13 protein-coding genes are annotated in these 21,411 nt (G+C 60.4%); 4 read left to right on the top strand and 9 right to left on the bottom strand.

The genetic code is table 11. The features are described 5' to 3' along the window. Positions 1-141: 141 nt before the first annotated feature. The gene (gene aspS / locus PMW67_RS00415) at positions 142-1,929 is read right to left on the bottom strand and encodes an aspartate--tRNA ligase (protein WP_118227174.1); all 1,788 of its coding nucleotides are present in this window, start codon (positions 1,927-1,929) and stop codon (positions 142-144) included. A gap of 256 nt (positions 1,930-2,185) precedes the next feature. On the opposite strand from aspS, the gene serB reads away from it, so the two are divergent. From serB to PMW67_RS00395, 4 genes are all read left to right on the top strand, one after another. Further along, entirely contained in the window at positions 2,186-2,821 is a 636-nt protein-coding gene (gene serB, locus PMW67_RS00410; protein ID WP_118449839.1) for a phosphoserine phosphatase SerB, read from the top strand. Between the two features lie 114 nt (positions 2,822-2,935). Then, positions 2,936-3,718, top strand: coding sequence for a nickel pincer cofactor biosynthesis protein LarB (gene larB, locus PMW67_RS00405; protein WP_118227178.1), 783 nt, complete (start codon positions 2,936-2,938; stop codon positions 3,716-3,718). 10 nt (positions 3,719-3,728) lie between these two features. Beyond that, positions 3,729-4,634, top strand: coding sequence for a nickel pincer cofactor biosynthesis protein LarC (gene larC / locus PMW67_RS00400; protein ID WP_271738477.1), 906 nt, complete (start codon positions 3,729-3,731; stop codon positions 4,632-4,634). Positions 4,635-4,636: 2 nt separating this feature from the next. Next, positions 4,637-5,176 carry a TetR/AcrR family transcriptional regulator gene (locus PMW67_RS00395; protein WP_271738476.1) on the top strand — a complete coding sequence of 180 codons (540 nt, stop codon included), beginning with the start codon at positions 4,637-4,639 and terminating at the stop codon, positions 5,174-5,176. A gap of 353 nt (positions 5,177-5,529) precedes the next feature. Here the strand turns inward: PMW67_RS00395 and PMW67_RS00390 are convergent, their stop codons facing one another. The 8 genes from PMW67_RS00390 to htpG all read right to left on the bottom strand — a co-directional run bounded on the left by PMW67_RS00390 (position 5,530) and on the right by htpG (position 21,282). Then, on the bottom strand, positions 5,530-8,343 hold the full coding sequence (locus tag PMW67_RS00390) for a phosphoenolpyruvate carboxylase (protein WP_369832255.1): 2,814 nt from the start codon (positions 8,341-8,343) through the stop codon (positions 5,530-5,532). A gap of 258 nt (positions 8,344-8,601) precedes the next feature. Next, positions 8,602-9,915 carry a histidine--tRNA ligase gene (gene hisS / locus PMW67_RS00385; RefSeq protein WP_117778828.1) on the bottom strand — a complete coding sequence of 438 codons (1,314 nt, stop codon included), beginning with the start codon at positions 9,913-9,915 and terminating at the stop codon, positions 8,602-8,604. Between the two features lie 303 nt (positions 9,916-10,218). Continuing rightward, the gene (locus tag PMW67_RS00380) at positions 10,219-10,932 is read right to left on the bottom strand and encodes an MFS transporter (RefSeq protein ID WP_416378089.1); all 714 of its coding nucleotides are present in this window, start codon (positions 10,930-10,932) and stop codon (positions 10,219-10,221) included. Positions 10,933-11,066: 134 nt separating this feature from the next. Further along, positions 11,067-12,368: a M20 family metallopeptidase gene (locus PMW67_RS00375; RefSeq protein ID WP_271738474.1), complete on the bottom strand. Its 1,302-nt coding sequence runs from the start codon at positions 12,366-12,368 to the stop codon at positions 11,067-11,069. A 116-nt stretch (positions 12,369-12,484) separates the two neighbouring features. Continuing rightward, the gene (locus PMW67_RS00370) at positions 12,485-13,468 is read right to left on the bottom strand and encodes a DMT family transporter (RefSeq protein ID WP_253056733.1); all 984 of its coding nucleotides are present in this window, start codon (positions 13,466-13,468) and stop codon (positions 12,485-12,487) included. A gap of 332 nt (positions 13,469-13,800) precedes the next feature. Beyond that, on the bottom strand, positions 13,801-15,990 hold the full coding sequence (locus PMW67_RS00365) for a YhgE/Pip domain-containing protein (RefSeq protein ID WP_271738473.1): 2,190 nt from the start codon (positions 15,988-15,990) through the stop codon (positions 13,801-13,803). Beyond that, positions 15,991-18,765 carry a YhgE/Pip domain-containing protein gene (locus tag PMW67_RS00360; protein WP_271738472.1) on the bottom strand — a complete coding sequence of 925 codons (2,775 nt, stop codon included), beginning with the start codon at positions 18,763-18,765 and terminating at the stop codon, positions 15,991-15,993. It lies immediately after the preceding gene. A gap of 492 nt (positions 18,766-19,257) precedes the next feature. After that, positions 19,258-21,282: a molecular chaperone HtpG gene (htpG, locus tag PMW67_RS00355; RefSeq protein WP_271738471.1), complete on the bottom strand. Its 2,025-nt coding sequence runs from the start codon at positions 21,280-21,282 to the stop codon at positions 19,258-19,260. Positions 21,283-21,411: the final 129 nt, after the last annotated feature.

Genomic DNA, 21,411 nt, shown 5'->3' with positions numbered 1-21,411 from the left:
CCCCTCCCGCGACATCGCACATTCGGCCGGCAAACCCAGCCACGTGGTAGTTATTGTACGTTACCGGCGCACCCCCGTCCCACAAAAAACGAGGGAAGGCACGCGTCCCTCCCTCGTTACAGGTAATATGTAGCCGCTTGCCTACATCAGGCGCAGGCTGACGTCCTTGAGCTGGGCGCCGCTAACGGCACTCGGGGCGCCCGACATGAGGTCGGAGCCGCTGGCCGTCTTGGGGAACGCCATGACGTCGCGGATGGAGTCGGAACCGGTGAGCAGCATGCACACGCGGTCCAGGCCCAGAGCGAAACCGCCCATCGGGGGCGCACCAAACTTGAGCGCCTCCATGAGGAAGCCAAACTGAGACTCGGCGCGCTCCTCGGTAAAGCCCAGGAGCTTGAGCATGGACATCTGCATCTCGGCGTTGTGGATACGCATACCGCCGCCACCGGCCTCAAAGCCGTCCATGACAAAGTCGTAGGTGCAAGAACCGGCTGCCAACGGATTGGCCTCGATCTTGGCGATGTCGGTCTCGGTCGGCAGGGTGAAGGGCTGGTGCTCGGCAGCGTAAGCCTTGCGGTCCTCGTCCCAGTGGAACAGCGGGAAGTTGACGACCCACAGGAAGTCGTGGCCCTCGCGCTTGATCTCGAGCGCGTTAGCCATGTGGGAACGCATGCCGCCCAGGATCTCGTCGGAGAGCAGGCGCGGGCCGGCGGCGAACATCACAAGGTCGCCGGGCTCGACGTCCATGCGCTCGCGCAGGGCGGCCATCTCCTCGTCCGAGAAGAACTTGACGATGGGGCTGTTGATGGAGCCGTCCTCGCGGAATGCGATCCAGGCCAGGCCCTTGGCGCCAAACGTGGAAGCCACGCCGGCAAGCTTATCGATCTTGGCGCGAGCCCAGGCACCGGCGCCCTTGGCGTTGATGGCCTTGACGACAGAGCCCTCCTCGTTCGCGGCAGTCGCAAAGACCTTGAACTTGGAGTTGGCGAAGATGTCGGTCAGGTCGACCAAGTGCATGCCATAGCGGGTATCGGGCTTGTCGGAGCCATAGGTGTCCATGGCCTCCCAGTAGTTCATGCGACGCAGCGGCGTGGGCATCTCGACACCCATGCGGCCGAAGGCATCGGCAAGAACCTCTTCGAGCGCGCTCATAACGTCGTTCTGGTCCACGAAGGACATCTCGATATCGACCTGGGTGAACTCGGGCTGACGGTCGGCACGCAAGTCCTCGTCGCGGAAGCACTTGGCAACCTGATAGTAGCGCTCGACGCCACCGACCATAAGCAGCTGCTTCAGGAGCTGCGGGGACTGCGGCAGGGCGTAGAAGTTGCCCGGCTGGATGCGGCTGGGGACGATGAAGTCGCGGGCGCCCTCGGGCGTGGACTTGAACAGGGAGGGCGTCTCGACCTCCATGAACTCACGGTTGTGCAGCGCCTCGCGAATGGCAAAGGTAAAGTCGGAGCGCAGCTTGAGGTTGGCCATCATCTCGGGACGACGGAGGTCCAGATAGCGATAGCGCAGACGGGTGTCCTCGCTGGTCTCGATGCCGTCCTCGATCTGGAACGGCGGGGTGACGGACGTATTGAGCACCTCGGCGTGGTCGGTCAGGACCTCGATCTCGCCGGTGGCGAGCTTGGTGTTGGTGGTCTCCTCGCCACGGGCGCGCACGACGCCGTGAATCTTGATGGGCCACTCGGGACGCATGGTCTCGGCGATCTTAAAGGCGTCGCCGTCGGAGTGCTCGGGGTCGAAGGTAAGCTGCGTGATGCCCTCACGGTCGCGAAGGTCGCAGAAGATAAGGCCGCCGTGGTCGCGGCGACGGCTCACCCAACCGGTGAGGGTGACCTCTTCGCCCACGTTCTCGAAGCGAAGCTCGCCGCAGGTACGGGTGTGCATGGAATGCTCATCGATGGGACGGGTCTGGCTCATACCAGTGATCCTCCTTTATGGATCTGTGCCGCCCCGTGTCGTTCCGGGCGGCGTCGTACAGATTTGCCCAGCCTGCGTAAACCGCGCAGCCAGACATGGCGTTCTATCTTATCGCACTCGCGTCGATGTGCCGCGAAAAAGTGGCTCCTGCCCAAAGACTTGACGGAGACGAAACAATTGACGCGCCGTGACACCCGCCCGCGCTCGTCACGTGCGACAATATGCCCCAATAAAACAGCACTCGGAAAGGCCCGCCATGACTGCACGCCTCATCGTTATGGATATCGACTCCACGCTCATCAACCAGGAGGTCATCGACCTGTTGGGCGAAGAGGCCGGCGTGGGCGAGCAGGTGGCACAGATCACCGAACGCGCCATGCGCGGCGAGCTTGACTTTAAGCAGGCGCTCGAGGAGCGCGTGGGGCTGCTCGCCGGCCTGGACGAGAGCGTGTTCGAGCGCACCTTTGAGCGCGTGACATTTACCCCCGGCGCGTTGGAGCTTGTGCGCTCGGCACACAGCAAGGGTTGGAAGGTCGGCGTCGTGAGTGGCGGCTTTCACGAAGTCGCCGATAAGATCGTGGCCGCCGCGGCCATCGACTTTTGCCTGGCCAATCGTCTGGAGGTCGTGGACGGCAAGCTCACCGGTAAGTTGGCTGCCGACATTGTGACCAAGGAGTCCAAGCTCATCCAGCTGCTGGACTGGGCAGTTGAGTGCGGCGTCGATATGGCCCACACCGTCGCGATCGGCGACGGTGCCAACGACATCCCCATGATTCAGGCCGCGGGCACGGGCATCGCGTTTTGTGCCAAGCCCAAGACGCGCGAGGCCGCCCCGTTTGCCATCGACGAGCGCAATCTGATGCTCGCTATGGACATCATCCTGCGCGACTAGCCAATCCGTCTAGCAATTGAATCAGTCTGTCCTATAGTTTCCGAACAATTCTGTCTTAGTGTTCGGAAACATACCCTTTGAGTGCTAAACTTTGCGCCGTCGAAGGGAGCATATATGGATAAGCGAGATCTAGAGCAGCTGCTGAGCGATGTTGCCGGCGGAGCAGTCACCCCTGCCGACGCCCTCACGCGCATCCAGACGGCTCCGACCGCCGATTTGGGCTTTGCGCAGCTCGACCTTTCGCGCGGGGTGCGCCAGGGAGCCGGCGAAGTTGTCTACGGCGCCGGTAAAACCGCCGAGCAAATTGCCGCCATTATCAAAGCATTACTCGATGCCGGCCAGGAGCGCATCCTGGTCACGCGCCTGGACGACGAAAAGGCAGCCCGCACCTCGGAGCTCCTCGGCAACGGCATCGACCTGGGATATGTCCCGGACGCCCAGCTCGCCCTGGTGGGTGGCAAGCCCTCCCCCAACGGCAACGGACGCATCGTCGTCGCCTGCGCCGGCACGAGCGACCTGCCCGTTGCCGAGGAAGCCGCGTTGACGGCCGAGTTCTACGGCAACGAGGTCGATCGCCTCTACGACGTGGGTGTCGCCGGCCTGCACCGCCTGCTCGCTCATGCTGAGGAACTTGCCCAGGCGCAGGTAGTCATCGCCATCGCCGGCATGGAGGGCGCCCTGGCGAGCGTCATCGGAGGCCTTGTGAGCTGTCCGGTCATCGCCGTCCCCACCAGCGTGGGCTATGGCGCGAACTTTGGCGGCATGGCCGCACTGCTCGCCATGCTCAACTCCTGCGCCAGCGGCGTTTCGGTCGTCAATATCGACAACGGCTTTGGCGCCGCCTATCAGGCAAGTCTTATCAATCATCTGAGCGCCGGCACGTCCTGCGCCCGCTAAGGAGCATTTCATGTCCAACCATCAGCACACGCTTATCATCGACGGCACCTCGGGCATCAGCGGCGACATGACCGTCGCGGCCCTGCTCGACCTGGGCGCCAGCGAGGAGCATCTGCGCGAGCAGCTCGCCACGCTGCCGGTCGGCGGCTTTACGATCGCCGTTACACGCGTAAACAAGCATGGCATCGACGCCTGCGATTTCGACGTCCAGCTTGCAGAGGAGCTCGAGAACCACGATCACGATATGGCCTGGCTCTACGGCAACGAAGCAGCTGCCGAGCACACACATGAGCATGAGCACCATCATCACGACCATGTCGAGCACGACCACTGCCACGAGCACGACCATGAGAGCCATGGCCACGAGGGCCACCATCACGCCCACCACCATCACCACCGTTCTTTGGCTGACGTCACCGCCATCATCGATGGCTCGCAGTTAAGCGATGGCGCCAAGCGTCGCGCCCTCGCCATCTTTACCGCGCTCGCCGCTGCCGAGGCCAAGGCTCACGGCAAAACGCCCGAAACCGTCATGTTCCACGAGGTGGGCGCCGTCGATTCCATCGTCGACGTCTGCTCTGTCGCCATCTGCCTCGATGACCTGGGTATTGAGGACATCGTGGTCGAGTCGCTCTCCGAGGGTCACGGTACCATCCGTTGTGCCCACGGTCTCATGCCCATTCCCGTCCCCGCTGTCGTCAACCTGTGCCAGGCGGGCAATATCGTCCTCACGCCCGCACCAGTCGCCGGCGAGCTTGTGACGCCCACGGGCGCCGCCATCGTCGCCGCACTGCGCACGTCCGAGCACCTGCCGGCCCGCTACCGCATCGAGGCCGTCGGCTACGGCGCTGGTAAGCGCCCCTACGAGGGTTGCTCCGGTACGCTTCGCTGCCTGCTCGTTCACGCGGACGCATAGCCATGGATGCCCGCAAGGCAAAAAGCCGCGCTGCCATCGTTGCGGCGTTCTCCGAGCTGCTGCGCGAAGAGGACTACGGCAAGATCACCGTCGGCGACATTATCGCTCGCGCCCATGTGGGTCGGGCCACGTTCTACGGCCTCTTCAAAAGCAAAGATGACCTACTGTCCGAACTCGTGAGCGACATCTGCACCCACGCCCTCGACGACAATGGCACACCGCTCGACGACCCACTCGTGCAGGTCGAGCATATCCTCAACAACCTCTGGGAGCGCCGCCAGGGTGTACGAGCCCTCGTAGCCGGCGCCGGCTCACGCGTCTTCGCCGACTGCTTACGCAAGACCATCATGTCACGAGCAGCCGAAACCGTCCCTACCGACCCAAACGGCCCCGCCGCCACCATGGACCGAAGCTTCCTACTACACCACATAGCCTCAAGCTTCGTAGGAATGGTCCAATGGTGGGCCTGGCACAACTTCCAAGCAGATAAGGCCGAAGTAGCCAAAGACTACCTATCAGCCATACAGCCCCTCTTCAGCTAAGTAAGGCTCCCATCCCAAAGCGCCATCCCAACAAAGCGCCCATCCCTTCCCCAAGTCACGTTTTCTTGTAAGGGCACCCAAAAACAAAGCGCCCCTCCCATCCATATTCAGATATATATGTTGGGTTGCTTGTTCCAACGCGACTAAGATCCCGCAGCTGGCCGCATGGGGTAACTTCCCAGCGCATTCCGCAGGACGAAAGAACCCCCGCCGCACGAAGTGTGAACTGCCTCCCATTTCTTGTGTCCAAGAAATGGGAGGCAGTTCAAGTGCGCAGCGAGGGCTTCTTGCATGTCCGAGGACGTGCCTAAAAGTAAACTAATGGCGGGCCCGGACGACTACAGGGCTATCGATTACCCCGTGTTCTGCAATCCTGCCGAGACACCAGTCACAGTCGACAGAATCAGGCTCATGTACTCGGCCTTCTTCTCCTCGGCCATCTCGTCCTGGTTCATACGCACCTCGCGAAGGGCGCGAACCTGGGCGATGGATAGGGCGTCAACATAGGGGTTACGCACGCGGACGGCGCAGCCGAGCACGCGACGACGCTGCAGCGGCCATTCATCACCGACGATGGCAAGGACCCACTTACGGGTGAGCTGCATCTCGGTAAAGACCTTCTCGGACAGATCCTGGCGATCGCCCAGGTGCAGATACATCTTGGCGATGCGCTGGTCGGTCTTGGCGATCGACATCTCGATGTTGTCGATAAAGGTGCGGAAGAACGGCCACTCCTGGTAGGCAGCCTTGAGCTGGTCAAGGTCGCCAAACTGCTCGCAGGCGGTGCCCAGGCCGTACCAAGCGGCCAGGTTAATGCGCGCCTGGCTCCAGCTGAAGATCCACGGAATGGTACGCAGGTCGTCGAGCGACTTGGCACCCAGACCGCGCTTGGCCGGGCGCGAGCCAATCGGCAGCAGACCGACCTCGGTCAGCGGCGTCACGGTCGAGAACCACGGTGTAAAGTCCTCAGTGTTCAGCAGGTCCAGATAGCGCTCATGGCTTACTGCGTTGAGCTTCTCGGCCATATCCCAGAACTTCTGCGTGGTCTCGGTGTTGGTCTTCTCGACGCTCGGAGCCGACTGCAAAAGCGTTGCGGCGGCAACGGACTCAACATGGCGCTGAGCCAGCGTGCGGTTGCCGTAGCGGGCAAAGATGACCTCGCCCTGCTCGGTGAGCTTAAAGAAGCAGTTGACCGAACCCTTGGGCTGCGCCAGCACGGCCTTGTTGGCCGGACCGCCGCCACGGCCCACGGCACCGCCGCGACCGTGCATGAGCACCAGATCGATATCGTTTTTCTCGGCCCACTTGGCAATGCGCTCCTGCGCGGAGTGCAGCGCGAGCATGGCCGTGGTGGGACCGGCATCCTTGGAGGAGTCGGAATAGCCCAGCATGACCTCCATGCGGCGGTTGGTCTGGGCAAGGCGCTTTTGCACCACGGGCAGCGTAAGCATCTGGTCGAGCACGTCGACGCAGCCCTCGAGGTCCTCGAGCTGCTCGAACAGCGGGATCACGTCGAGCTCGGGCACGTCCTCCTCGTGCGCAAAGGACAGGTGGGCAAGCTCAAAGACGTCGGCCACATGCTGAGCGCTCTTGGTGAACGAGATGATGTAGCGGTGCGCCATCTTCTTGCCGTAGCGCTTTTGGATGGAGCCGATAGCGCGGAAGGTGTCGATGACCTCGCGCGTCATGGGCTGCAAATCACCATGGATACCGTTCTCGTGAATATCCTTGAGGGCGCGGGCGTGCACCACGGAGTGCTGACGGAACTCCATCTCGACCATATGGAAGCCGAAGGACTCGACCTGCCAGATGATGGTCTGGACCGGGCCGTAGGCAGCACGGACGGCACCGCAGGCGGCCAGGGAGCGCTGAACGACGCGCAGGTCATCCAAGAACTCGTCTGCGCTGTGGTACATGGTGTCGGTGATGCGACGCACGGTGGCGTTCAGACGGTCGGCCATGACGAGCATGACGGCGCGATGCGGCTCGTGCTCGGAGATCAGCTCGGCGCGTGCGGTGTACTGGGTGCTCATCTCGACCTGATGGTTCCACAGGTTGATGAGCTCGGCAGACGGCTTGCTGTAGGTGGCCTCGAGCGTGAGGTTGCGGCCGATGCGGCGGCACTTGTCCTCGAGCTTGAGCACCATGTGGGTGAAGTACTTGGCGGCGACCTCACGGCTCACCTTGGCGGTGACGTTGGGGTTACCGTCGCGGTCGGAACCGATCCAGCTGCCGGGATGGAAGAACGCCGGGCACAGCGGCGGCACGGTACCCGCCTTGTCGCCCAGCACCCAGTCGTCAAAACGACGATAGATAACGGGGATGACGTCGAACAGCGTGTTATCGAAGATGTCGATGATGGTATCGGCTTCCTCGACCGGCGTGGGCTTCTTGAGCGCGATGGGGCTCGTACGCACCAGGGCGTCGATTTCCTGCAGCATATGGCGCTCGTTCTCCACTAGGTCGGAGCCGCCCAGGCGCGGACGCTCCTCCAGCAGGTTGGAAATACGGCGAATCTTGCCCTCGACGGCCTTACGACGGGCCTCGGTGGGATGTGCGGTAAAGACAGGGTGGAACTCCAGCTTGTCGAGCAGCTCGTTGGCGCCCTCGACACCCATCTCGTTTACCAACTGGTGATAGGCGACGGTGAGCTCGTTGGCGGGATCGACCTCGGTATCGGTCGATGCGCCGGCCTCGCGCTCGCGCAGCTGCGCCACGCGGTAGTTCTCCTCCGACAGGTTTGCCAGATGGAAGAAGCTCGTAAAGGCGCGGACGATAACCTGCTGCTTATCGAGCGGCAGACTGTCGATCAGATCAACGACCTCGCGAAACGCCACGGCGGTGGGCTCGTCGGCAGTGGGCACGCCCTGCTCGTCGACGGACTCGTCGGCAGCACGGGTGCCGGGGTTTCCGGCGTTGGCCACAATCTCGGCTGTCAAAATCTTGTCGAACAGGTCCGCGATCTCGGGATCATACTCGCTAAGCACACGGCGCTCCAGGCGCAAGAACAGCGCCAGATTGTCGCGCAGCTCCTCGGGGATCTCGATCTCAGCGAGACGCTCCTTGGATTCGGCATTCGAGCCGATTCGGTTAACGAGGCGGTTGACCACGGCAGCGACGCGCGCCGCGGCTTCGGGTACAGACTGGTTGCTTAGGTTCTCAGCCACGTTTCCTCCCATTCCTCCTTCTATGCACGTAACATGCGGTATTCATTATAGGCGCTTGCGAAATACTTTCGACACTGATTGCGCTTTACCACACAAAAGTATTTTCTGCATTGCAAGGGTTTTTGCTCTAAATGGTCGTATTTCTCGGTGGACGGCATACACAAACGGGGGCATTCCGCATAAATGCGAAACACCCCCGTAACAATCGCTCTCAATGAGCTGAGCGCTTTAGTGAGTCCACAGCTCAAAAATCATGCGCTACAGGCGCTCACGAACCGCCTCGACCACGTTGGCCAGATCGACGAGGGCCTCGTCATGGCTCTCCATGTCGCGCACCTTGACCTTGCCGGCGGCAAGCTCGTCGCCGCCCAAGACCAAAATGAGCTTAGCGCCCACCTTGTCGGCCTGCTTAAACTGAGCCTTAAGCGAACGACCCTGATAGTCTGCCTCGGTCACGATACCTGCGGCGCGAAGCTCCTGCGTAATGGCAAAGACGTTCTGGCGCAACTCCTTGCCGGCATTGGCGACGTAGACACACGGGGTCTCCTCGGCGCCCAGGTCGCTGCCAAAGGCCTGCAGGGCCAGCAGGGCGCGCTCAAAACCGACGGCGAAGCCGACGCCGGCCGTGGGCTTGCCGCCCTCGAGCTCGACCAGGCCATCGTAGCGGCCGCCGCCACCGATGGAGCCGACGCCGGCGCCAGGGGCCTCGACCTCAAAGACGGTACGGGTGTAGTAGTCCAGGCCGCGCACCAGGGTGGGATCCTCGACGTACTCGATACCGGCGACGTCCAGATAGCGCTTGACCTGCTCGTAGTGCTCGCGGCACTCATCGCACAGGTTGTCGCCCATCAGCGGGGCGTCGGCCATGATCTCGCGGCAGTGGTCGTTCTTGCAGTCGAAGGCGCGCAGCGGGTTAAGCTCGGCGCGCTCGCGGCACTCGTCGCACATCTCATCGGCGTGGTCGAGAATGAACTGCTTAACCTGCTCGCGATAGGCCGGACGGCATTGGGCATCGCCCATCGAGTTAATGAGCAGACGGAGCTTGGACAGATCGAAGCCCAGGCGCTTGTAAAACTCCATGAGCATAATGATGCACTCGGCGTCTGCCGCCGGATCGGGAGCGCCGAGCCACTCGATGCCCACCTGATGGAACTGGCGCAAGCGGCCCTTCTGGGGACGCTCGCCACGGAACATGGCCTCGGCGTAGTAAGCCTTAAACGGCGTGGAGCCCTGGGGCACCAAGTTGTTCTCCACGACGGCGCGCACCACGCCAGCCGTGCCCTCGGGACGAAGCGCCAGGCGCTGCTTGGGCTTGAGCTTGGTATCGGTGCCCTCGGTAAAGACGCGCTCCAGGTTGGCGCCGCTAAACACGCGGAACATCTCCTTGCGCACGACGTCGGTCGACTGGCCGATGCCGTGGACAAACACGTCCACCTGCTCGATGGCGGGCGTCTCGATGGGCTTAAAGCCAAACGGCTCGAACACGCCGGCAGCAATCTGCTGCATCTTTTGCCAGGCGCGCATCTCAGCGCCGATAAGGTCGCGGGTTCCCTCCGCCTTCTGTGCCTGCATGGGCAAACACCTTTCTTTTGTATCGCGTCATAGGTAGTGGACATTATACGGCACAAAGCAGCAACGCGGCGGCGTGTCTGACCGAACGAGGGTATGGGGACTCGTTCGGCCAGACACGCCGCCGCGGTTTGTGATCCCTTTTCCTCCGTCCCCTTCGGATTACGTGATCCCTTGGGGACGGAGGAAAAGAGATCATTTCGTAGGCCCGTGGCTGCCCTGGAAACCGAATGACGGCACGAGCATCCATTCGGCTTCCAGGGCAGCCACGGGCAGAACAGGCAAACAGGAATAGGCGGCGACCCGCTACTCCCCCGCCACGCTTGCGCGCAGCTTGGCGGCGATGGGCTCGGATGCCAGCAGGAACACGAGCATGACCACGGAGCACGCCAGGCACACAATCCAGGTGCTCGCAAAGGAGCCCGTGGCATCGAACAGCACGCCCGAGACAATGGCGCCCACGGTGCCGCCGACCATCTCGAGCGAGGTAATGGTGCCCGTGACCTTGCCGAGGTCGGCCATGCCAAACTGCTTGGACGCGGCGATGGTAGGCGTGATGGTGCCCATGCACGTTCCGATACCAAAGCTCGCAGCGGCCACAATAGGACTAAGGTCCGTCGTCGGGAAGCACAGCGCCACACAGGCGACAATACACGCAACGGAACCCAGCACGTTGCCAAAGCGCAAACCAAAACGATCGTAGATGGCGCCGAGCGAAATCTTGGCGATAACGACCGTAACCATATAGGCCGAAAGCACGGTGCCCGCCCACATGGGGTCGTGGCCGCCCGTGACGATCTTGGCGCCGTTGACGGTAACGCTCGTCATGTTCGTAACTTGGTTGGGCAGGATGGCGCCATTGACAAGCCCCATAAAGAGGAAGGCGACGACAAGCAGCCAAAACGCCGGGCTCTTCTTGATGCGAGACCAGCCAACGTTAACCTCGGGCGCCGTGCGCTCGTCCTTGTCGCCAGCCGTCGAGACGGACGGATCGCCCGGGTTCTCGCCGAGCGGCTTCAGGCCAATCTCGGAAGGCTTGGTGCGGAAGGAATAGTCATGCAGTTAACGAAAATGGTGTAGCACGTGGCCATGATGACAAAGCCGGAGGCCACCACGAGCCAGCCGGGGAAAAATTTACTTTGCTGGGACATGGATTACTCCTTGTGGTCCGCAATGTATCCGAGAGCGACGGCGGCATAAGCCGCGGCGCCGAGAGGAAGCTCGGCATCGTTAAAGCGCGCCTTGGGATGATGCTGGGCAAAATGCTCGTCCGTATCGGTCACGGCCGCGCCCACGGTAAAGTACGCACTCGGAATCTCGCTCGAGATAAGCGCGAAGTCCTCGCTCGCCATGGCGTGGAATAGCGGCAGGAAGGCAGCCTTGGGCAGCACCGCGCCCACGTAACCAAGCGAGGCCTGGGTCATATCGCTGTCGAGCACGAGCGGCGGAACGTCCGAGAGCGTCTCGATGGTTGCCGGCGTACGATATGTTGCGGCAACGCCGTTGACGACCTCCGCGATACGCTCCTTGAGATGAGTCATGAGCTCGACATCGAAGCCGCGCAGCGTTCCCTCGAGCACACAGGTGTCGGGGATGACGTTGGCCGCCAAGCCGCCAGCGAACTTACCAACGGTAAGTGCGACTTCCTTGGCCGCTGGCACCTCGCGGGAGATAAGCTCCTGGAGCGCCAGGTGCACATGGACGCCGGCCGTGATGGGGTCGATGCAGATCTCGGGGCTCGAGCCATGGCCGCCCTTGCCCTGCAGCGTGATGCGGAAACCGTACACGCCCGAAAGCGCCGGGCTCCCATAGAGCACCAGGCCGAGCGGCGATTGGCTGTTGACGTGCATGGCAAAGGCAGCCTGGGGGCGCGGGTTCTGCAGCAGGCCATCGGCGATGGCAGCGCGGGCTCCCTCAAAGGTCTCCTCACCCGGCTGGAATAGCAGTTTGACGGTGGCATTGGCGTCGACAAGCTCGGCCTCGCGGGCCTTGAGCAAACGGGCCGCGCCGAGCAGCGCCGTCGCATGCATATCGTGGCCACAAGCGTGCATGCAGCCGTTGGTGGAAGCGAAAGGCTCGCCCGATTCCTCGACAACGGGCAGGGCATCCATGTCGCCACGAAGCATGATAACCGTACCGGCTTGCTCGTCCGCGCACGTACCATTGCCCTGAGCAGCCGCGGCCGCACCGGCACCGATCAGGCCAACAACACAGGAGCCGTCGACAAGCGTGGTATGGGGGATGTCCATCTCGTCCAGACGTGCCTGGATATAGGCAGACGTCTGCGGAAGATTGTTACCGAGCTCGGGCGTCTGATGGAGATCGTGGCGCCATGCGGCAAGCTCACCGGCAAATGCCTGGGCTTCTTTGACCAGACCGTCACCGATAGCGGCCTGCGCCGCTGCGGTGGCCTTGGGCGCTGATTGCGGTTGAAGATCGGACTGAGCTGGTGCCATAAATGCCCTCCAGTAACGTTTTTGCAGTAAGCACTTTGATAGCGTAAAGTGCAAGGTACAACTTTAAAGGCGAGGCATAAAAAACGCCGCCCCAGGAGGGCGGCGCAACAAGTTGTTTACAATTGCGGGCGAGATTTTCGGCGCAAGAAATCGAAATGCGTCTCGCTCAAGATAATCGACAAAAAGATGAGCGCAAAGCCGGCAAGCAGGCGCGAGGTGAGCGCCTCCCCCATCAGCAGCACCGAGAACAGCACGCCCGAGGGGGACTCCATCGAAAGGAGCAGCGAGCCCGTCGAGGCCGGGACGTGCGCCAATCCAACGTTTTGGACGAGCAGTGCCACGCACGTACAGCCCACCGAGAGAAAGGCCGCCACGCCGACAAAGCTCGGCGTCCACACGGACAGAGGCGCCTGAGTCTCGAATAGCAGCGACGTGATTAAGCTCAAAACGCCATTGCCCACAAACATCCAAAACGTGATGACGTTGATGTCCATCTTGCGGCCATACTTGGCGGTCACTGCCATCTGGATAGCAAAGAAGACCGCGCCGCCCAGCGTGATGACATCTCCAGCATTGAACTCGACGCTATCGAGTGCCACCAGGCCAATGCCCGCCAGGCACAGCAGTGCCGCACCCAGGTTATAGCGGGTGAGCCTTTCGCCGCTCAGGACATAGCTGGCAAACGGCACAAGGATACAGTACGTGCCCGTCAAAAATGCACTCTTGCCTGCCGTGGTCTGCGCCAGGCCAATCGTTTGCAGTCCGTATGCTCCCCACATGAGCGCACCCATGCCCAGCCCGACGATCAGGTTGCGGGCATTGAAATGGGCGATGATGCGCTTATGGAAAATAGCAAACATAACCAGTGATGCCGGGAGAAAGCGAACGTAGACCAGCTCGAACACCGGAATGGTATCGAGCGCATCTTTCATGGTGGTAAAGGAATAGCCCCAGATGACCGCCACCGAAAGCAGCAAGACCTTCCAGAAGAACGGAGAACGCGCGCCGGCGCCGCGGGAGGTGCCGCCGGCACCCAGGTCTTCGCGCGCTACAGGGCTATCGGGCATGTTTTCGATTTCATCAACGGCATTCTGAGCCATAGGGCATCCTCGCGCTCAGTCTGGGCGTGGTGTCCGCACGTGCATGGCCGCGTGCCGCCTCATGGTCAAATAAAACGGGGCGCACCGGACCCCCGGTACGCCCCGCTACTGTAGCAACAACCAAGCAACCCACGCAATTCACTACGCTAAAGCGTCGGTACAGAAAACCTCGATGTTCCGGCAACGTCAGCGAAAACGCCCCTAAGCGAGCAAGGTGACGTGAAATGAAAGGGCGCTGACCTTCTGGTCGCGCCCTTGAAATTGAACGTCAGATTGCCGCTTAGGGACGTTTGCAGCGTCGAGCCGTTACGCGGTTTGGTAAAACCGCGTAACTAAATTAGCTTTGTTGATTCCAGCTTTTCGATGATCCAGTCGTTGGCTTTGATGACCGGGCGGCGGAAGACGACGCCCAGTGCCAGCGATGGAATCAGATAGCTCGCTAGAATGCCTAGCTCAATCCAGTACTCCATATGGTAGGCGCCAGCCATGGCGGCATGCATGGCGTTGATGCCGTGAGTAAACGGCAGGAACGGATAGATCGCCTGGAACACGGGGCCGGTCATCTCGATGGGGAACGTGCCGCCCGAACCGCCGACCTGCATGACCAACAGCACGACAGCGAGCGCCTTGCCGATATCGCCAAACGAAACCGTAAGCGTGTAGACGATATTGGAGAACACGAGACTCGCGACCCAGCCCGCCAGCACAAACTGCAGCGGGTTGTCGCACTGAATGCCAAAGAACAGAATGTCGCCCGCGCACACGAGCGTTGCCTGCAGCAGGGCCAAACCGCCAAAGAACAGGTAACGGCCCAGATAGATCTCGTGCAGGCGTACGGGGATGAGCTCGTTGATGAGCTCGTCGTCGACCGAGACCTTCATCATGGCCGCCAGTACGATCGAGCCGACCCAGAGCGACAGAATCGTATAGAACGGCGCCATGGCCGAACCGTAGTTGCGGATCGGATAGACCGGCTTGCGGTCGAGCGCAACGGGGCCGGAAAGCGACACGGCCAGGCCCTCGGGGTCGTTGCCGATCATCGTCTTGATCGTCGCCAGGTCACCCGACATCAGGGCGCCGTCGAGCTCGTCCTTGAACGCGCTGATCTTGTCCGACGCCTCGCCCAGCTGATCGGAAGCCTTGTTGACCAGCTTTGCGGCCTTGGAGAGACCCTTTGCCAGCGAACCGGATGCGTCGGTCAGACCGCTCACAGCGCTATCCAAGTCACCCGAGATACCGTTCAGGGAATCCAGAACGCCCGAAATGGTCTTCTTGAGCTCCTTGGCCTTAATCGAGAACGTGGAATCGTAGTCGGACTTGGCTCCCGAGATACCCGCCTTGGCATCGGCGATGGCCTGGTCGACCTCGGCACGCGAGTTGTTGACCTCCGCCATGCCGTCCGAAAGGGACTTTGCGGTCGCCGTCAGGTCCTTCGCATTGTTGCGGTACTCCACGGCAATTCTGCCCAGCGACGTCGCAGCGGACTCGAGACCGTCTTTGAGCTTGTCATCACTCACCTGGTCGGCAAGGTTGCGGAGCTGATCGGCCATCGCATCGATATCGTCAGCACGCGTATTGAGCGCCGCTGCGGCTTCGTTGAGCTGAGACACCGTAAGGTAAACATGCTGATTCGCGGCATCGAATGCCTTCGCAAGCTCGGCGGACACGTTGTCGAACGAGCCCGCGCTTCCGTCAATCGCCGCGTCAACGGCATCGTTGGCGGCCTTGAGCGCTTCCTTGGAATCATTGATGCCGCTCTTGGCGTGCTCCATCAGCTGCTTCGTCGACTCATCAACGGTGCCCGTCTGCTTGAGCATGCCGCCCGCCGATGTCAGTGAATCGGACGTGGAGCTCAAAATGCCCGCGAGCGACGTCGCACTCGCCTGAACGTCCTGCAGGTCCTCGACCGAATCGCCCAGCGTCGAGGACAGATTGGCGATAAAGTTGCTCACCTGGTCGGTACTCATATAGTCGAGCAGGCTGGACACGGTCTTAAGGCCGATGGTCGTGATGGTCTTGGTAAAGGTCTCGTTGACCTGACTCTGGACGGCGCTCGAGCCCTTTTCAGTCACGATCTGTGCGATGGCGTTAGCCTTCTGGTTCTCGTAGAACTCGATATCGGCGTGCTTCACCTCGGTCGAGAAAAGCGTCATCATGTCGGCGCTAAACGTTTTAGGGATAACGACGGCAGCGTAGTACGCGCCCGACTTGACGCCATCGATGGCCTTATCGCGATCGTTGAGCACAACCCAGTCGAAGTTCTCGTTGCCGCGCAGGGTGGCGGTTACGTTTTCGCCCACGTTGACCTCGACGGGAATCAGATCGCTCTCGTAACCCTCATCAGTGTTGACCACGGCGATCTTAAGGTTGCCGGTGTTGCCGTACGGATCCCAGCTTCCGGCGATGTTAAACCATGCATAGAGACATGGCACGATGATCAGGCCCATCACGACGACCATGCCGATCACGGAGCGAGACACGTTTTGGACATCGCGCTTAAACAGGTGCAGGATGTTTTTCATTTATGCCTCACCTCCTTTAGAGTGCTTGCCAAGCGAGGTGGTGTCCCCGTCGTTTCCGTTTACGTTGTCAGCGCCGTCGGCATCTTGAGCCTTACGATGCGCACCGATATGCGACAGACGGCTCGTAGGCTGTTCGCCTCCCTTGGCGCCACGCTCGCTGGCGTTGAGACCAAACATGCGACGGGCGGCAGGGATGGCAGCCGTGTGCTCGCGCATCTCGCGGCGAAGGTCCTCGTCCGAAAGCGCCGAGATACGCATCTGGGTATTGAGGCTCGCACGGATGTATTCGATGTTGATGAGCCAGCCGCAGATGGCGATAACCGAAATGATCCAGATAACGAGCAGGATGATCTTGCCGTTATTGTCGATATCGAGCACCGTCGAAAGCACAAAGAGCAGAACCTGCACGCCTACCACGGCGGCAAAACCGCCCTTGATGTAGTACGGGTAGCGATGCTCAAACGCCACGGCATGATCGAGCAGCTCGCGACGGTACGAATCCGAATCGAGCATGACGCGCATGGCCGTGCGCAGCGAATAGCGCTGGCGCGGCAGGTCGTTGGACTCGCAGATCATGAGGCCCGTCGTGGAAAGCTGCTTGTCAAAGAGCAGGTTGAGGTTGAGCAGCAGCGGACGCAGCTGCAAGCCAATAAAGAGTGCGATGGCAAGGAACACGCCCAGGATGCACAGGTTGAACAGGTAGTTGAACGAATACATGCCACCGACGGTCTCGCGCAGCAGGTTGATGCCATAGGTGAAGGGCAGCAGCGGATGCAGCCATTGGAAGAAGCCGGGCATCATCTCGATGGGATACATGCCCGACGAGCCGGGGATCTGCACAATGACGAGGATGACGCCAATGGCTTTACCGATATGCTTAAACGTGGTGGACAGCGCATAGATGATGTTGACGTAGGTGAACGAAATAGCGATGCCGCCCAGTACAAAGAGCAGCGGATTGACGCACTGAACGCCAATGACCAGGTCGCCCACCGTAACGATAATGGCCTGGAACGCGCCCAGGATCACCAGCAGCAGCCAGCGGCCAAAGTAGCCCTGACGCGCCGTAAAGCTACCGATGCCCTCGCGGTCGACCTCGAGTTTATAGATAGCGATGAGCACATAGCCGCCTACCCACAGCGCCAGATTGGTGTAGAAGGGCGCGATGCCCGAGCCAAAGCTCTTGACCGGATAGATTGACTTGGACGTCAGCTCAACCGGAGATGCCATGAAATCTGCCACGTCATTGACGTCGACGTCCATGAGGTCGGCTAACTCGCCCATAGACTCAGAGGTCTGCAGCGCCGCAATGTCATTGGCGGCGGTCGCGAGCTTGTCCTGAACCTTGGCAAGGGAGGCGTCGGTTTGGGACAGCGTGGTCTTTGCCTGCTTGAGCGTGGCGTCGAGCTGCGCCAGCGTGCCGCGCGCGCTCGCTATCGTGGGGGTCATACCCGACACAATGCCGGTCAAATCGCCCGAAACGGCGGCAAAGGAGTCAAGCGCGCTCGAAGCCTTCGGAAGTGCGTTCTGACCCAGATCGGTCTGAGCCTGACCGAGGCTAGCCGTACCGGTCTGAATTGCCGCGTTGAGTGCGTTGCTCGCGTTCGAGATTGCCGTAGCGTCGTTTGCCATGGCGCTCGACTGTGCAGAAAGGCCATCCTTGATGCTCTGCAGCTTCTGGTTTTGCTCGCGAAGCGAATCGATGGTCGATACAATGCGCGCGTCAATTTCCTCGGAACCTGTCGACGTGTCATTAACGAGAATCTCCAAGTGCCCGATAACGGCCTTATTGTGATCGATCGTCGCCTGGAAAGACTCGAGCGAGTTGTCGATGCGGGTGGTCGTAGATGTGACCGTACCCGTTAGCTTGCCAATCGCAGCGTTCGCGGAGGCTGACGTCTTGGTGAGTGCAAGGCTACCTTCCGAGAGCGCCTTGGAGAGCGAGGTGATGGAGTTGCCCGCCGTGGTGCGAGCTTCGCTCAGCAGGTCGTTGCCCTGGGAGATCGCCTGCGTCAGCGACGGTGCCTGGCCTTGCAAGCCGGCAAGTGCCGCATCAGCCGAGGCGATAGCGCCACTCGTCTTATCGATGGCGGCATTCATATCGCCAATCGAATCGCGCACCTCGCCCAAGGTGTCGGACGCCTCGGACACCGAACTTGCCAGCGAGTCCTGAGTCTGGGTTGCCTTGTCCTTTAAATCGACACCAGCATCCTTGGCGATACCGGCAACAGTCTTGCCTACCGTAGAGACAAATTCCGAGTTGATCTGCTCCTCGATGGTGTTTGCACCGGTATCGGTAACCTTGGGCGCAATGGCGCTCTTCTTCTCATTGACGTAGTACGTGAGCTTGGGCTGATGGTAGTTGCCGTCGAGCATCGAAACCAGGTTATCCGAGAAGTTCTTGGGAATCACGATAGCGGCATAGTACTCGCCGCTCTCGACGCCCTCCTTGGCATCGGCCGTCGAGTCGACGAACGTCCAGCCCAACTGATGATTCTCCTTGAGCTGGTCGACCACTTTGTCGCCAGCGTTGAGCTCACCCACCAAGTCGTTTTGGGTGCCTCGATCGTTGTTGGCGATAGCAATCTTGATGCCTTGGGTGTTTCCATACGGATCCCAGTTTGCCACGATGTTATACCAGGCATACAGCGAGGGAATAACGCACACGCCTAGGGTAACCACCAGGGCGACGGGGTTCACAAGCAGTCGCTTAATGTCGCGCTTAAATATCGCAAAGAACACCTTTGCATTGGATAGTTTGCTGCCGAGACTCACGCTTGGACCATCCATCCTGTCGTTGAATCGAATCGTACTATCGATAACCATTGTACGTAAGCGCTTTAGCGTCTCAGAGCACAATGGTATTGAGTTTTGCGGGTAGCAATATACTACGAAGACGAATTAACGTACAGTTGTACAGTATCTTTAATTTCAGCAGGTCACAAAACCACAACCCGCACAAATTAGCAATTCAAATAGTCATCGGGGACGTTCTTAAACGACTGGTCAAACAAGAACGCCCCCAACGACTAGTTTGGACCACGGTAACATCGATGTTTTAGCAATGCCAGCGAGCGGGCGCCAGAGCGAACAAATTGGCATGAAAAGAGGACGGCATAGACCTTCTGGTCATGCCGTCCTCTTTGAATGACAAGTTGTCGCTCTGGCGCCCGCGCAGCGTCGACTGGTCCGCCGTTCGTTAGAACGGCGGAACTGAGGGCAGCGTCGAGCCGTTACGCGGTTTGGTAAAACCGCGTAACTACCTAACTACATCAAGTTGCAAACAGCCGCCGCGAAGGCAACGGGGTCCTCGGGGAGGATGCCCTCGACCAGCAGGGCCTGATCGTAGAGCAGACCAGAGTACTGCTTGATCTTGTCGGCGTCGCCTGCCTTCTGGGCAGCGACAAGCTTGTCAAAGACCGGGTGCTTGGCGTTGAGCTCGAGCACGCGTTGGCTCTTGGGCATGCCGTCGGGCGCGCCCTCGGGTCCCTTCTGGAGCACCTTCTCCATCTCGAGCGAAAGTGGGCCCTCGGTGGTGATACAAGCGGGGGCATCGGTCAGGCGCGCGGAGACGGCGACTTTCTCGACCTTGTCACCGAGCGCCTCCTTCATAGCGCTAAAGAGGTCCTCGTTCTCCTTGGTGGCGTCCTCGGCCTCCTTCTTCTCGTCCTCGGTCGCCAGGTCAAGATCACCGGTCGCAACGTTCTTGAGCTCTAGATGACGATCCTCGACCTCGGGCTCGGCACCGTCGGCCACAGCCTTCTCGGCAGCCTCGCGGGCAGCATCGTCCTCGTAGATCTTGGGCATATCGGCGGCAACGTACTCACGCATAGCCTGGAACGTGAACTCATCCACATCCTGCGTCAGCAGCAGCACGTCATAGCCGCGGTCGAGCACGCCCTTTACCACGGGCATCTTGGCCAAGCGCTCACGCGAGTCGCCGGCGGCGTAGTAGATGGCCTTCTGATCCTCAGGCATGCCCTTGGCATACTCGGGCAGGGTAATCATCTTCTGTTCCTTGGCAGACCAGAACAGCAACAGGTCGGCGAGCTCATCGGCCTTCATGCCATAGCTCGAGTAGATGCCGTACTTAAGACCGCGGCCAAAGTTCTCAAAGAACTTCTCGTAGGCCTCGCGGTCGTTGTCACGCATATCCTCAAGGTCGGCGGTAATCTTCTTTTCCACACGCTTGGCGATGGCCTTGAGCTGACGGTTCTGCTGCAGCGTCTCGCGCGAGATGTTGAGCGACACGTCGGCGGAATCCACGACGCCGCGGACAAAGTTGTAGTAGTCGGGCAGCAGGTCGTCGCACTTCTCCATGATCAGGACGTTGGAGCTGTAGAGCGCCAGACCCTTCTCGTAGTCCTTGCTGTACAGATCGAACGGCGCGCGTCCCGGCACAAACAGCAGGGCGTCATACTCGAGCGTGCCCTCGGCGTGGAAGCTGATGGTGCGCGCAGGATCGTCAAAGTCGTGGAACGTGGACTTGTAGAACTCGTCGTAGTCCTTCTGCTCGACATCGGAGCTGTGCTTCTTCCAGATCGGTGTCATGGAATTGACGGTCTCGAGCTCCTGGTAGTCCTCGTACTCGGGCTTGTAATCGTCGCCGGCGTCCTCGGGCTTGGGTTTCTGGCGGCTCTTGGACACCATCATCTGGATCGGGTAACGCACATAGTTACTGTACTGCTGAATCAGGCTCTTGAGACCCCACTCGGTCAGGAAGCGATCGTAGGTCTCGGCCTCGCCGTCGGCATCGAGCTTCTCGTTCTCGCGCAGCGTCAGGATGACATCGGTACCGTGCTCGGCGCGCTCGCCGTCCTCGATGGTGTAGCCCTCAAGACCGTCGGATTCCCACACATGGGCGACATCCTCGCCGTAGGCGCGGCTGACGACCTTCACATGGCTGGCGACCATAAAAGCCGAGTAGAAGCCCACGCCAAACTGACCGATGATGTCGACATCGGAGCCCTGCTGCTCGGCGTTCTCGGTCTTAAACTCCTCGGAGCCGGAATGGGCGATGGTGCCCAGATTGCGCTCGAGCTCCTCAGCGGTCATGCCAATGCCGTTATCCGAGATGGTAATGGTGCGGGCGTCTTTATCAAAGGAAACGCGAATAGCCAGGTCGCCCTGGTCGATCTTGACGCTCGGATCCTGCAGGCTCTTAAAGTTGAGCTTGTCGACGGCGTCGCTCGCGTTAGAGATAAGCTCGCGCAGGAAGATTTCCTTATTGGTGTAGATGGAGTTGATCATGAGGTCGAGCAGTTTTTTGCTCTCGGTCTTAAATTGACGCATGTGCAGTCCTTTCGCGCTACCCCCGTCCGCAAAAACGGCCCGGTCGCCCGAGCCGAATCGCAGACCTGCTATGTTCAGACTTAGATTTTATAACCCATTAGCGCGCATATATACATATGGAATCGAAAA

This window comes from Collinsella aerofaciens (assembly GCF_028209395.1).
Lineage (GTDB): Bacteria > Actinomycetota > Coriobacteriia > Coriobacteriales > Coriobacteriaceae > Collinsella > Collinsella aerofaciens_AZ.
The sequence above is the reverse complement of the archived record's forward strand: the minus strand, read 5'-3'. Positions and strand labels throughout refer to the sequence as shown.